11 protein-coding genes are annotated in these 13,100 nt (G+C 70.6%); 6 read left to right on the top strand and 5 right to left on the bottom strand.

All coding sequences use genetic code 11. The features are described 5' to 3' along the window. Positions 1 to 205: 205 nt before the first annotated feature. Together AC3A57_RS11810 and AC3A57_RS11805 are read right to left on the bottom strand one after the other, a co-directional pair. Positions 206 to 1,249 carry a hypothetical protein gene (locus tag AC3A57_RS11810; protein ID WP_487579100.1) on the bottom strand — a complete coding sequence of 348 codons (1,044 nt, stop codon included), beginning with the start codon at positions 1,247 to 1,249 and terminating at the stop codon, positions 206 to 208. After that, positions 1,246 to 2,274 (bottom strand): acyl-CoA desaturase, encoded by a 1,029-nt coding sequence (locus AC3A57_RS11805; protein WP_487579099.1) that lies wholly within the window; start codon positions 2,272 to 2,274, stop codon positions 1,246 to 1,248. The genes AC3A57_RS11810 and AC3A57_RS11805 overlap by 4 nt, the downstream gene beginning before the upstream one ends. A 146-nt stretch (positions 2,275 to 2,420) precedes the next feature. On the opposite strand from AC3A57_RS11805, the gene AC3A57_RS11800 reads away from it, so the two are divergent. Both AC3A57_RS11800 and AC3A57_RS11795 read left to right on the top strand, forming a co-directional pair. Continuing rightward, positions 2,421 to 3,296, top strand: a complete 876-nt coding sequence (locus AC3A57_RS11800; RefSeq protein WP_487579098.1) for a helix-turn-helix domain-containing protein — start codon at positions 2,421 to 2,423, stop codon at positions 3,294 to 3,296. Positions 3,297 to 3,327: 31 nt separating this feature from the next. Then, complete coding sequence (locus AC3A57_RS11795; RefSeq protein ID WP_487579097.1) at positions 3,328 to 4,386, top strand: serine hydrolase domain-containing protein; 1,059 nt, start codon at positions 3,328 to 3,330, stop codon at positions 4,384 to 4,386. A 10-nt stretch (positions 4,387 to 4,396) separates the two neighbouring features. Here AC3A57_RS11795 and AC3A57_RS11790 read toward each other — a convergent pair whose 3' ends face one another. Both AC3A57_RS11790 and AC3A57_RS11785 read right to left on the bottom strand, forming a co-directional pair. Continuing rightward, positions 4,397 to 4,891 carry a GreA/GreB family elongation factor gene (locus tag AC3A57_RS11790; protein WP_487579096.1) on the bottom strand — a complete coding sequence of 165 codons (495 nt, stop codon included), beginning with the start codon at positions 4,889 to 4,891 and terminating at the stop codon, positions 4,397 to 4,399. Positions 4,892 to 5,397: 506 nt separating this feature from the next. Continuing rightward, positions 5,398 to 5,571: a hypothetical protein gene (locus tag AC3A57_RS11785; protein WP_487579095.1), complete on the bottom strand. Its 174-nt coding sequence runs from the start codon at positions 5,569 to 5,571 to the stop codon at positions 5,398 to 5,400. Between the two features lie 474 nt (positions 5,572 to 6,045). Here AC3A57_RS11785 and dbpA point away from each other — a divergent pair, with 474 nt between their 5' ends. After that, the gene (dbpA, locus tag AC3A57_RS11780; RefSeq protein WP_487579094.1) at positions 6,046 to 7,467 is read left to right on the top strand and encodes an ATP-dependent RNA helicase DbpA; all 1,422 of its coding nucleotides are present in this window, start codon (positions 6,046 to 6,048) and stop codon (positions 7,465 to 7,467) included. Positions 7,468 to 7,527: 60 nt separating this feature from the next. Here dbpA and AC3A57_RS11775 read toward each other — a convergent pair whose 3' ends face one another. Then, positions 7,528 to 7,923 (bottom strand): DoxX family protein, encoded by a 396-nt coding sequence (locus AC3A57_RS11775; RefSeq protein ID WP_487579093.1) that lies wholly within the window; start codon positions 7,921 to 7,923, stop codon positions 7,528 to 7,530. A gap of 503 nt (positions 7,924 to 8,426) precedes the next feature. Between AC3A57_RS11775 and AC3A57_RS11770 the strand changes: the two genes are divergently transcribed. The 3 genes from AC3A57_RS11770 (at position 8,427) to AC3A57_RS11760 (ending at position 12,959) form a co-directional block, all read left to right on the top strand. Next, on the top strand, positions 8,427 to 9,842 hold the full coding sequence (locus tag AC3A57_RS11770) for a M1 family metallopeptidase (RefSeq protein ID WP_487579092.1): 1,416 nt from the start codon (positions 8,427 to 8,429) through the stop codon (positions 9,840 to 9,842). A 175-nt stretch (positions 9,843 to 10,017) separates the two neighbouring features. Then, entirely contained in the window at positions 10,018 to 12,447 is a 2,430-nt protein-coding gene (locus tag AC3A57_RS11765) for a TonB-dependent receptor plug domain-containing protein (RefSeq protein ID WP_487579091.1), read from the top strand. A 152-nt stretch (positions 12,448 to 12,599) separates the two neighbouring features. Then, positions 12,600 to 12,959 (top strand): TfoX/Sxy family protein, encoded by a 360-nt coding sequence (locus tag AC3A57_RS11760; protein WP_487579090.1) that lies wholly within the window; start codon positions 12,600 to 12,602, stop codon positions 12,957 to 12,959. Positions 12,960 to 13,100: the final 141 nt, after the last annotated feature.

Below are 13,100 nucleotides of genomic sequence, written 5' to 3'. Positions count from 1 at the left end.
AGCGCGACTCGATTGCCCGGCGACGTTCGCAGCGCGGGGGATTTGCTCTGGCTTTTGGGTATGAGCAACAGCAACAGCAAATCCCCCTGGCCCCCCTTTTTCAAAGGGGGGGAACCGCGGTTTCAAAAGGGGACGCTGTGATGTTGGTCGAGGGGACGGATCGTACGAACCCAGGCCCCCTTTGAAACAGGAAGCGCGCGATCGCTTACTCCCGCGCTGCAAGCCCCGTCGGCGCTGCAGCGGCGGCTTCGGCGCGATGGCGGTAGAAATCGAGGATCACCTCGCTGAAATCGCCGATCAGCCAGTCGGCGACCGGGACCGCATACCAGTTGAAGCCGGTGCTGACCCGGTACTCCATCCGGATCGCCAGTTCGGTCGCCGGCCCGCGCGGGGTCAGGGTGTAGGTGGTGTCGCCCAGGTCGAAGTAGTGGCCGCCGATGCGGACGTGGTCGTCGAGCGCGCGCGGCGGGACCGAATCGGCGTCGAACAGGTACTGCCAGCGCACCCGCCGCTGCGGTTGCCAGTCGGACGACATCTGCCGGAAGGCGATGCCGCGACCCATGCGCACCTCGCGCACCAGCCCGGTCGGGGTTTGGTGGGTCAGGCCGAACAGCGGCACCGGCACGCCGATGCGGTACATCCAGGCGCGGTCGACTTCGCCGGCGCGGATCCGGTCGGCGTCGAGCAGGTGGGTCCAGACCTCGGCCGGCGCGGCCTGCACCAGTACCGTGCGTTCGACCGCGCGGTAGCGCACCGGCGCGTCCTGGCCGACGCCGGCCAGGCCGAGCAGCAGCGGCAACACGGCGATGCCGTACACGGTCGGGGTCTTCGACCAGCCGGCGCGGCGGCAGATCAGGCCCATCACCACGCCGCCGAGCGAGCCCAGCAGCAGGAAGATCGGCAAGGCCAGCAGCACGCAGATGATGCCTTCCCATAGCGCGGCCATGCTGCCGATCAGCACCAGCAGCACCGTCGCCATCGGCGCCAGCACGTGATAGCGGACGCTGCGCGCGCGCAACCGCTCGGCGACGAACACGGTCACCGCGCCGACCGCCGCCGGCGCGAGCAGGAAGAAGATCGGCAGCATCGGCGCGAAGCGTTCGCCGGGCTCGCCGTCGAAGATCCAGCGCAGGGCCAGGCCGACGGCGGCGCCGATCAGCACCGGCACGGTTTCGGCGAGCAGCGAGGGCGGCGGCGCGACCGGCGGGGCCGGGGCGGGCGGCGGCGGCAGGGGCGGGAAGTCGGTCATCGGGGCAAGGCCGGGGACAGCGGGCAGCGGCAGGAGCGCGTCGCGGCGGCGCGCGGCGGCAGGGGAGGGAGGTCGGTCAGCGCAGGCGGCGAAGGCGGATCGTCGAGGCGCCGCAGTTCCGGCCGCGGCGGCAGATCGGCCGGCAGGCGCAGGCCGTGCACCAGGCCGATGCGTTCGCAACCGCGCAGCAGCCACCAGCCCGGGTCCCATTCGCCCGGATACAGCCCCAGCCGCGCTGAGCCGGGGAAGGCGTGATGGTTGTTGTGCCAGCACTCGCCCATGGTCAGCAGCGACACGAAGCGCACGTTGCGGCCCTGCACCGCGGCGCCGCGCACTTCGTGGCGCATGCCACCGTGGTTGTGGGCGAAGTAGCCGATCAGCCAATGGCCGAACACCCCGGCGACCACGCGCGCGCACACGCCCCAGAACACCCAGCCCCAACCGCCGACCGCGAGGAAGGCCAGCGCCCAGGGCAGGTGCTGCAGCATCCAGGTGCGCTGCAGGAACCGATAGAAACGGTCGCCGGCGATGCGCGGCTCCAGTTCGATCCGCGGCGGGCGGTCCAGGCGCAGTTCGCAGTGCAACTGCCACCAAGCGTCCTGCAGCGGCGCGCGGCGATGGGCCAGGTAGTCGTGGCAGTCGGGCAGGCGCTGGGCGTAGTCGCGCAGGTCGTGGGTGCGGACCAGGCCGATCGGCCCGGCCAGGCCGACCTGCACGCCGCAGTACACCAGCAGGTATTCGAACCACTTCGGGCAGGCGAAGCTGTCGTGGATCAGCTTGCGGTGCATGCCCAGCGAATGGCCGAGCAGCAGCACCGTCGCGGTGGCGAGGACGAACAGGGCGAACGCGCCCCAGCTGAAGGTCAGCGCGCCGCCGAGCGTCGCGCCCAGCGCCATGAGCGAGAACCACAGCGAGCGGATCGGCTCCCAGACCACGCGGCCTTGGCTGACGCTGGCGATGCTGGCGCGGGCATCGGCCTGCGGGCGGACCCGGTGCGCGTGCAGACTGACCGGCAATGCGTGCATGACCTCTCCCTGTCCTGGACGGCGGCGCGGGCGGCGCCCGGCGATCAATGGATCAGCAATTAACTAATTTGCTAAATATTTCGACGCCAGCGGACCCTGCCGTCAAGCACGTGCCGACGAACGGTCGCGGCGGCTAAGCTCGATCGATGTCCGCTACCCGTTTCGCCCATGGCGTGTTCCTGGGCCGCTGCGACCTGCGGCGCGAGGCCGAAGGTTTCAGCTTCGCCGAGCTGTCGCCGACCGTGCCCGAGGCGCAGGTCCAGACCCATCTCCACGACGACGCGCATTACGTGCTGTTGCTCGACGGCATCTACCTCAGCAGCGCGGACGGCGCACCGGCGCTGTGCCGCGGTCCGGCACTGATCTACAACCCGCCCGGCACCACCCATCGCGATTGTTTCCGCAGCGAGCACGGACGCTTTTTCACCCTGACCGTATCGGCGCAACGCGAGCGCGAACTCGGCACGGCGCTGAACCTGCCGGCGCAGGCGCTGTGGCAGGACGACGCGGCCGCGCTGTTGCCGGCGCTGCGTCTGCTCGCCGCCTGCCGCGCCTGGGACGAAACCGCGGGCTTGAGCGGCGAGGCGCTGAGCTGGGAACTGCTGGCCCACACCGGGCGACTGGCGCTGGAGCGCAGCCTGCGCCCGCCGGGCTGGCTGCGGCGGGTGCGCGAACAACTGCGCGACGAGTGCGCGCGGCCGCTGCGCATCGCCGACCTGGCTCGCACCGCCGGCGTGCATCCGGTGCACCTGGCGCGCGAATTCCGCCGCCACTACCGCTGCGCGCCCGGCGACTACCTGCGCCGGCTGCGTCTGGAGCGCGCGTTGGCCGCGCTGGCCGACCCGCGCCTGCCGCTGGCCGAGGTCGCCGCGCAGGCCGGTTACGCGGATGCCGCGCACCTGGGCCATGCCTTCCGCCGCGGTTACGGCCTCACCCCCGGCGACTACCGGCGCCTGCGCGCGGCCTTGCTGCCGCGTGCGCAGGTTGCGCGCAGACAATCGCGCGCCGCCGCGACGGGTTAGTCTGCCGGCCGGACAACAGGGAGCGGAATCGATGGTCGCGAGGGTGCGTGGATGGATGCTGGCGGTCGGGCTGGCGTGGGCGGCGACAGGGCAGGCCGCAACGGTCGCGCCGGAGTGGCGCGAGTTGGATGCGGCGCTGCAGCGCGGCGACTACCAGCAGATCACCAGCGTGCTGATCGCCCGCGACGGGCGCCTGGTCTACGAAGGCTATTTCCACGGCAGCGACGCGCAGACCCGGCACAACACCCGCTCGGCGACCAAGACCGTGACCGGCATGCTGGCCGGCCTGGCGATCGCCGACGGCCGCATCGCCTCGGTGCAGGCGCCGGTGCTGCCCTGGCTCGGCGCCGGACGGACGATCCAGAACCCGGATCCGCGCAAGCAGGCGATCAGCGTCGAGGACCTGCTGACCATGAGTTCGGCGCTGGAGTGCGACGACTGGAATACCTGGTCGCGCGGCAACGAAGAGCGCATGTACCTGATCGAGGATTGGGTCGGCTTCTACCTCGACCTGCCGATCCAGGGCTATCCGGCCTGGATGCCGAAGCCGGCCGATTCGCCGCACGGGCGCAGCTTTCGTTACTGCACCGCCGGCGTCACCGCGCTCGGCGCGGCGGTCCAGGCCGCGGTCGGCCGGCCGCTGCAGGACTACGCGCGCGAGCGCTTGTTCGCGCCGCTGGGCATCGAGGCGCCGCAATGGCAGTTCTCGCCGCTGGGCCTGGCCCAGGGCGGCGGCGGCCTGGGCCTGCGCAGCCGCGACCTGCTCGCCCTGGCCCAGCTCTACCTCGACGGCGGCCGCCACCAGGGCCGCGCCTTGGTCCCGGCCGAATGGGTGCGCGCTTCGATCGCGCCGCACGCGCGCATCGACGAGGACACCGAATACGGCTATCTGTGGTGGTTGCACCGTCTGGCCTACGCCGGCGGCACGATGCGCTCGTATGCGATGAACGGCACCGGCGGCAACAGCGTGCAGGTGCTGCCCGAGCAACGCGCGGTGGTGGTGATCACCACCACCAACTACCAAGTGCCGAAGGCGCCGAAACTGACCCAGCGGCTGCTCTCGGAACAGGTGCTGCCGCGGTTGAAATGAGCGCCGCGGCTCAGCCGTAGTCGATCGCCAGCACTTCCACCGCCAGGTCGCCGGCCGGACGTTTCCACAGCGCGCTGTCGCCGACCCGCGCGCCGTGCAACGCGCGCGCCAGCGGCGAGACCCAGCTGATCAGGCCGCGCTCGGGATCGGCCTCGTCTTCGCCGACGATGCGGTAGACGTGCTCTTCGCCGGCGCCGTCGATCAGCTCGATCCGGGCGCCGAACGCGACCCGGTCCGCCGGCTGGCGTTCCGGGGCGATGGTGATCGCGCTGAGCACGCGCGCCTGCAGCCAGCGCAGCTCGCGCTCGAGGTGGGCGCGCTCGAGCGCGGCGCCGGCCGCGTCGGCGTCGATCGCGCCGAGCCGGCGGCTGACCTCGTCCAGGCGCGCGCGCAACAGGCTCATGCCGCGCGGGGTGACGTAGTTCGGGTGCTCGCTGATCGGCAGCTCGGGCAGGTCGAGGGACGACGGCTCGCCGTCGCCCTCCTTGACGAAGGCTCGGCTCATGCGGGGAGAGTCGTATCGAACATGCGCCGACGATAGGGACATCGATGTTGTGACCGAGTGAGCAGTTTTACTCTCAGTGTGATGCAGTGTCTATCCGCTCCTGCGCTCAGCTGACGAAGTCGTACAGGCGGTAGATCCAATCCACGACAGCTGGTAGACCAGGCTGGCGGCGACGAAGGCGCGCTGGCAGGCCCTCCGAGCGGGTGCGCATCGCGACCAGGCACAGGACCACGTAAGCCAGGTTGCGCAGCGGGTAGTCCAGGCCGAAGGCTTCGAGAGCCCCGGCCCTTGATCGGGGTGTCGCCGTAGTCGATCACGTAGGAGGCGGCCATGATTCCGAAGAACCATCGCCGCCGCGACAGGACCTAGTCGCGCCAGCCTTCGTAGTCGCCGATGTGGTCGGGAAACAGCAGGGCGCATAGCAGGAACAGCACTACGACGTACAGGAACGGGAAGGCGAACGATACGAAGCTCCACTGGCCGACATGGACCAGGCGGAACTCCCATCACCACAAATGCGCCAGCAGGGTGAACATCGACAGCGCCCAGGCGATGTGCACGCCGTAGACGCGCTCGCGCCTGGGGCGCTGGACGAACCGCGCCAGGCCCTTGAGCAAAGTGGCGATGGCCAGGCCGAGGACGATGCCGGGCGGGACGCGGATGTGCAGGAACTGCTCCATGGCGGTCTCCGGGGCGGGGGCTGGATCGGGATAGGCTTTGCGGCGTGGGGCAAAAAGCAAGAGCGAGAGCGAGAGCAAATCCCCCCTGGCCCCCCTTTTTCAAAGGGGGGAACGGCGAAGGCTGGGGCGGAGAGATTCGGCAGCGGTTACGGTCCTGCGGTGCGATTCGATCAGGGCGGTCGGGAGCGGCGGCGCAGGGCGCGCGCGATCCTTGGCCCCTTTGAAACTGGCCCCCTTTGAAAAAGGGGGCTGGCGCCCGTCGCGAGTACGAAGCCCGACGTGTGCGGCGGCGCGGGGGATTTGCCTTTGCCTTCGGGCAAAAGCAAAGCCAATCCCCCATGCCCCTTCCAAAGGGAGGGACAGCAACGGCAAGGGGCGACAGAGGCCGGGAGGCGACCCGGCGCAGGCGCGTCGAACGGGGCGCCCAACCGGCGCCCCGGGCGCAAGCTCGGCGCGAAGCTGCGATCATGGCGCATGACCGATCTTTCCCCGACCGCCGGCGCCGACGCGACCGGCGCCGCTCCGGCGGCTTTCGACGCCCTCCCGCTGACCCCGGCCCTGCTGCAGGGCGTAGCCGCGGCCGGCTATGCGGCGATGACCCCGATCCAGGCCCGCGCCCTGCCGGCCGTGCTCGACGGCCGCGACCTGATCGCCCAGGCCCCGACCGGCAGCGGCAAGACCGCCGCGTTCGGCCTGGGCCTGCTGCAGCGCCTGGACCCGGCGGCGATCCGCACCCAAGCCCTGGTGCTGTGCCCGACCCGCGAACTGGCCGACCAGGTCGGCCAGCAGCTGCGCAAGCTCGCCTTCGCCATTCCCAATCTGAAAATCTCGGTGCTGTGCGGCGGCATGCCGCTGGGCCCGCAACTGGCCTCGCTGGAGCACGCCCCGCACGTCGTGGTCGGCACCCCGGGCCGTCTGCAGGAACTGCTGAGCAAGCGCGCGCTGCAGCTCGACGGCCTGCGTACCCTGGTGTTCGACGAGGCCGACCGGATGCTCGACATGGGCTTCGAAGAGCCGATCCGGGCGATCGTCGCCAAGACCCCGAAGTCGCGCCAGAGCCTGCTGTTCTCGGCGACCTTCCCCGAAGCGATCCGCGAACTGGCCCGCGCCGCCCTGCGCGATCCGGTCGAGGTCACGGTCGAAGGCGCCAGCGCGGCGCCGGCGATCGAGCAGTACTTCTACGAAATCGAACCGGCCAAGAAGACCCCTTTGCTCGGCGCGCTGCTGCTGGAGTACCGGCCCGAGTCCTGCGTGGTGTTCTGCAACATGCGCCGCGACACCGAGGAGGTGGTCGGTTCGCTGAGCCACTACGGCTTCACCGCCCTGGCCCTGCATGGCGACATGGAGCAGCGCGATCGCGACGAGGTGCTGGTGCGCTTCGCCAACCGCAGCTGCAACGTGCTGGTCGCCAGCGACGTCGCCGCGCGCGGGCTCGACGTCGAGGACGTCGGCGCGGTGATCAATTACGAACTGCCGACCGACCCGGACGTGTACGTGCACCGGATCGGCCGCACCGGCCGCGCCGGCCGCGGCGGGGTCGCGCTGAGCCTGTGCGCGCCGCGCGAAGTCGCCCGCGCCGAGCAGATCGGCCAGCGTCAGGGGCAGCCGCCGGCCTGGCGCCGCGCCCAGCCGCTGGGCGGCAAGGCGCACAACGCGCCGGCGGCGCCGATGGCGACCCTGCGCATCGACGCCGGCAAGACCGACAAGCTGCGCCCCGGCGACATCCTCGGCGCGCTGACCGGCGAGGCCGGGCTCAAGGCCGAAGCGATCGGCAAGATCAACGTCTACCCGACCCGGTCCTACGTCGCGGTCGCGCGCGGCCAGGCCGCGGCGGCGCTGGCGCGCCTGCGCGAAGGCAAGATCAAGGGCCGCAAGTTCCGCGTCGCGCGGATCTGAGCGCGATGCGTCCGGTGTCCCGATGGCGGGCGCCGCGTCGCGGCGTCCGCGCGGCCGGACCTACTTGCCGTTGAGGCTGTAGCGCCCCGGCCCGGCCAGGGCGATCGCCACGGCGGCGGCGAGGAACATCGCCTGCAGTTCGATCGCCCAGCCGCCTTGTTCGTTGAGCTGGGCGAGTTGGCCCAGATGGACCAGGCCGATCGCCACCAGCATGTTGGCGGCGACCAGCGCCGCGCCGAGGCGCGCATGCCAGCCCAGGATCAGCAGCAGCGGCGCCAGCACTTCGCCGACCAGCACGCCGTAGCCGAAAAAACCCGGCAAGCCGCGCGCCTGCAGCATGCCGACGATGCCGTCGAGGCCGCCGCGCAGCTTGGCGATGCCGTGCAACAGGATCAGCGCGCCCAGGCTCAGGCGCAGCAGCAACAGGGCGAGATCGCGCGACTTCTCGGCGTTCATGGCGGCTCCGGGCGCACGGGGAGGGCGCCTGCAGCTTACGCCTGAGGCGTGGGCACGATGCGAAACGGCGGGGGAGCCGCGACAGGGAGCCGAAGCCAGTGGATGCCCGCCTTCGCGGGCATGACGGCTTGATGCTGCGCAGGAACGCGTCGCCGCCCAGCGCAAAGGTCGGCGGGCGCACCGAGCGCCGCGACCCGTCTATCGTCGTTCCCGCGAAGGCGGGAACCCAGGGCGTCATCGCGACGCGGACTGAAGTCCATGGATGCCCGTCTGCGCGGGGCATGACGGTTGCGGGGTGCGCGGTGCGAAAGCCGGGGGCGCAGGGTGTTAAGCGCGCTTAACTCCTCCGTCCCTTGCACGCTCTTTGCGCGCCGAAGTTTCCCGAACGGCAGTCGAACCGCAGGCGCACGATGGGTTCAGTCGCGGTTGCGCATCGGCGATCATCGGCGCCGACTTGGATCATCACGGATCGCCGGCATTCCGGCAGGGACAGGACGCGCCTCATGCACCCGCTCACCCCGCACACGACTCCGGCATCGCCTCGCGCGCAGGATTCGCGCCGTTGGCGCTGGGGTGCGGCCGGAGCATTGGCGTTGGCCAGCGGTGCGGCGTTGGCGCAGGGCGAATCGCCGCGTGCGGGCAGCGGCATCGACGTGCTGCATTACACCGCGCAGATCGAACCCGACCTGGCCCAGCGCAGTCTGCGCGGGCAGGTCGCGATCCGCTTCCAGGCCCTGGTCGCGGGGCAGCAGCAGATCGACTTCGACGCCGGCGAACTGCAGGTCGAATCGGTGCGCGAAAACGGTCAGGCGTTGGCCTTCGAGAAGCTCGACCAGCGCCTGCGGGTGAAGCTGCCGGCGCCGGCCGCGGCCGGGCAACGGCGCGAGATCCAGATCGTCTACCGCGGCGCGCCCAGGTTCGGCCTGGAGTTCCACCCCGAGCGCAGCGAGGTCTATACCGTGTTCTCGACCAGCCAGTGGCTGGTCTGCGTCGACGCGCCGCGCGAACGCGCCACCCTCGACCTCAGCCTGACCGTGCCCAGCGGGCTCAAGGCGGTCGGCAACGGCCGCCTGCTGGCGCGCACCGCCTTGGGCGGCCACCGCCAGACCTGGCGCTGGCGCCAGGACCTGGCGATGCCGAGCTATGTCTACGGCTTCGCCGCCGGCCGCTACCAGGAGGCCGGCGGCAGCGGCGACCGGGTCGAGCTGCGCTATCTGTCGGCGGAATTGTCGCCGCCGCAGTTGCGCCGGGTGTTCGCCGACACCGCCGACATGCTGCGCTTCTTCGGCCGCCGCGCCGGCATCCGCTACACCGGCAGCTACAGCCAGGCCCTGGTCGCCAAGACCATCGGCCAGGAGCACGCCGGCTTCGCCCTGATGTCGGAGGCCTATGGCCGCGAAGTGCTGGAAAAACCGCAGGCGCAGGCGCTGATCGCGCACGAGGCCGCGCACCAGTGGTGGGGCAATGCGGTCACCTGCCGCGACTGGAACGAGTTCTGGCTCAACGAAGGCTTCGCCAATTTCATGGCCGCCGCCTACCTGCAGCACCGCTACGGCGAGGCCGCGTACCGCGAGCAGGTCGAAGGCTGGAAGCGGCGCCTGGACAAGCTGCGCGAAACCGGCAAGGACCACGCGCTGATCTACGAGCGTTGGCTCAAGCCCAGCGCCGACGACCGCGCGGTGGTCTACCAGAAGGGCGCCTACGTCCTGCACCTGTTGCGCGAGGAACTCGGCGAGCGCGCGTTCTGGCGCGGCGTGCGCGCCTACACCCGGGCCCATTACGGCCACTCGGCGACCAGCGCCGATCTGCGCCGCGCGATGGAGCGCGCCAGCGGCCGCGACCTCGGCGGCTTCTTCGCGCGCTGGGTCGAAGCGGCCGAACCGGCGCCGGCGCGGCCGGCGGGCGCGCCCGGCCGCTGACCGTCGCCGGAACCGAAGGTCGTGCGGACAGTGTGCCGTGCGACCCGCAGGTTCCGCCCGGCGGACCGCGGCGGCCGGGAATTTTTTGCGAACCCGGTCGCCGGACTGTGCACGAACTGTCGTCTTGGCGATAGGCTAGGCGGATGCCCCGCCCGCCCCAGCCAAGGATCCCGCTATGACGTCTTCCCGTTTCCGCCCCGGTCGCGCCCGCCTGTTCTGTGCCATCCAAGGCGCGCTGCTGGCCGGCGGCCTGTTCGCCGGTACCGCCGCCGCCCAGGACGCCGCGCCCGCGCCGGCGCCGGAAGGCGAAGCGCGCACCCTGGAAACGGTCTCGGTGCTGGGCTCGCGCCGCAGCCAGCGGTCCTCGGACACCACCTCGATCTCGCCGGTCGACGTGTTGCCGATGGCCAAGAACGCCGAAGAGGGCGCCCAGTTCGACCTCGCCCAGTCGCTGCAGTACGCCGCGCCCTCGTTCAACTCGACCCGCCAGAGCGGCGCCGACGGCGCCGACCTGGTCGACTCGGCTGCGCTGCGCGGCCTGGGCTCGGACCAGACCCTGGTCCTGGTCAACGGCAAGCGCCACCACACCACCGCGCTGCTCAACCTGTTCGGCGCGCGCAACCGCGGCAACACCGGCACCGACCTCAACACCATTCCGCTGATGGCGATCGACAGCGTCGAGATCCTGCGCGACGGCGCCGCCGCGCAGTACGGCTCCGACGCCATCGCCGGGGTCATGAACATCTCGCTGAAGAAGCGCAAGGGCTGCGAAGCGGTCGCCGGCTACGGCCAGTACTCCAAGGGCGACGGCGAGAACTGGCTGGCCAGCGCCTATTGCGGCTTCGCCCTGGGCCAGGACGGCAGCCTCGGCATCACCGGCGAATGGCAGGACCGCGGCCGCTCCGACCGCTCCGAGCCGGCCGGCAGCCCGCGCATCATCGGCGACTCCAAGGTCGAGAACCGCACCTTGTTCCTCAACGGCGACAAGCCGTTGGGCGAGAACCTGGACCTGTACTTCACCCTCGGCGTGCAGAAGCGCGACGCCTCCTCGGCGGCCTTCGCGCGCGACGGCTTGGGTTCGGAAGACATCCCCTCGCGCAACTCGGCGGCGATGTACCCCGACGGCTTCGTGCCCTTCATCGACGGCGAACTCGACGACCGCTTCGGCATCCTCGGCCTGCGCTGGGCGATGGGCGAGTGGAACGCCGACCTGTCCTACACCTACGGCTACAACAAGCTGCGCTATCGGATCAACAACACCCTCAACGCGTCGATCGCCAACCTCGACCTGCTCAACGGCGGCAAGGGCGTCAGCGCCGACAGCTTCGACGCCGGCGGCTTCTCGTTCGAGCAGAAGACGGTGAACTTCGACGTTAGCCGGTTCTACGACCAGGTCTTCAACGGCCTCAACCTGGCCTTCGGCCTGGAGCGCCGCGACGAGCGCTACAAGATTTTCGCCGGCGAGCCGGGCTCCTACATCGACGCCGACGGCGTCGGCGTCGGCGGCAACGCCGGCAGCCAGGGCTTCCCGGGCTTCCAGCCGGCCGACGCCGGCGGCCACAGCCGCGACAGCTGGGCGGCCTACGCCGACGTCGAGGCCGACTTCACCGACCGCTTCACCGCCGGGGTGGCGGTGCGCTACGAGGACTACAGCGACTTCGGCAACACCACCACCGGCAAGCTCGCCGCCGGCTTCCGCGCCACCGACACGCTGATGCTGCGCGCCTCGGCCAGCACCGGCTTCCGCGCGCCCTCGCTGCAGCAGAAGTACTTCTCCTCGACCATCACCGACTTCGTCAACGGCGAACCGGTCGATGTGGTGATCGCGCCCAACGGCGGCACCATCGCCAACGCCGCCGGCCTGCCGCTGCTGACCAAGGAGAAGTCGCGCAACTACACCGTCGGCCTGACCTGGTCGCCGACCGCCGACACCTCGCTGACCCTGGACGCGTACCGGATCGACATCGACGACCGGATCGTGCTGAGCGGCCGCTTCGACACCACCGACCCGACCATCGGCGGCATCCTGCAGTCGCTCGGCGTCGGCCAGGCGCAGTTCTTCGTCAACTCGGTCGACACCCGCACCGACGGCATCGACCTGACCTTCAACCACGAGCGCGAACTCGGCAACGACTTCAAGCTCGGCACCTTCTTCGCCCTCAACCTCAACCGCACCGAGGTCAAGGCGATCCACGCGCCGCCGGCGCTGATCGGACGCGAGGACGTGCTGCTGTCCGAGCGCGAGCGTTTGTTCATCGAGCAGGGCGCGCCCAAGTCCAAGGCGGTGCTGGGCTTCGACCTGTCGCGCGGCCCGTGGGAAGGCAATCTGAAGATCATCCACTTCGGTCCGCAGACCCTGGGCACGTTCTCCGGCACCGCCGCCGGGGTGCCGAACGCGCACTACAAGGCCAAGACCTCGGCCGACCTCAGCGTGACCTACGCCTTCAGCGAGAACACCAAGCTGACCGTCGGCGGCGCCAACCTCTTCGGGGTCAAGCCGACCCGGCAGAACCCGGACGAGACCGACAACGGCCACGTGTTCGACAGCGTCCAGTTCGGCCTCAACGGCGCCTCGTACTTCGTCCGCCTGTGGCACAGGTTCTGAGTCCTGCCGGATAAAGCCCGGTCGGCGGAGGACCGTCCTAGAAACAGCCCGGCGCGAGCCGGGCTGTTTGTTGGCGCCGTCCGCATGCCCCGCCGCGTGCTGCGCCGTCCTGGACGCTGACGGCGCGCCTGCGCGGCGCTACGATGCGCCGCATGAGCGACGACTTCATCGCCCACCTGCGCGATCTGGCCGCCGACTTCGGCGCGCTGAGCGCGCGCCGCATGTTCGGCGGCTACGGTCTGTACCACGACGGCCTGATGATCGGCCTGGTCGCCGACGAGACGCTGTATCTGAAGACCGACGAGACCAGCCGCCCGCGCTTCCTCGCCGCCGGCTGCGAACCCTTCGTCTACGACCGCCAGCGCAAGCCGATCGAGATGAGCTACTGGACCGTGCCCGAGTCGGCGATGGACTCGCCGCAGGACATGCGGCCGTGGCTGCGCCTGGCCTTCGAGGCGGCGTTGCGCAAGGCCAATGCGCCGGCGAAGAAGAAACCCGCGCGGCGCCGCTGACCGTGTAGGAGCGGCGTAAGCCGCGACCAAGGGACGCGCAGAAGTCCCCGGGCCCAGGCCAACGATCGAAGCCCGAACCCATCGCCAAGGGACGCGCAGAGCCTTAAGGCCCAAGCCGACGATCGAAGCCCGAACCCATCG

Source organism: Lysobacter sp. Soil_C_15 (assembly GCF_057657315.1).
This window is presented reverse-complemented; position numbering and strand designations above follow the sequence as displayed.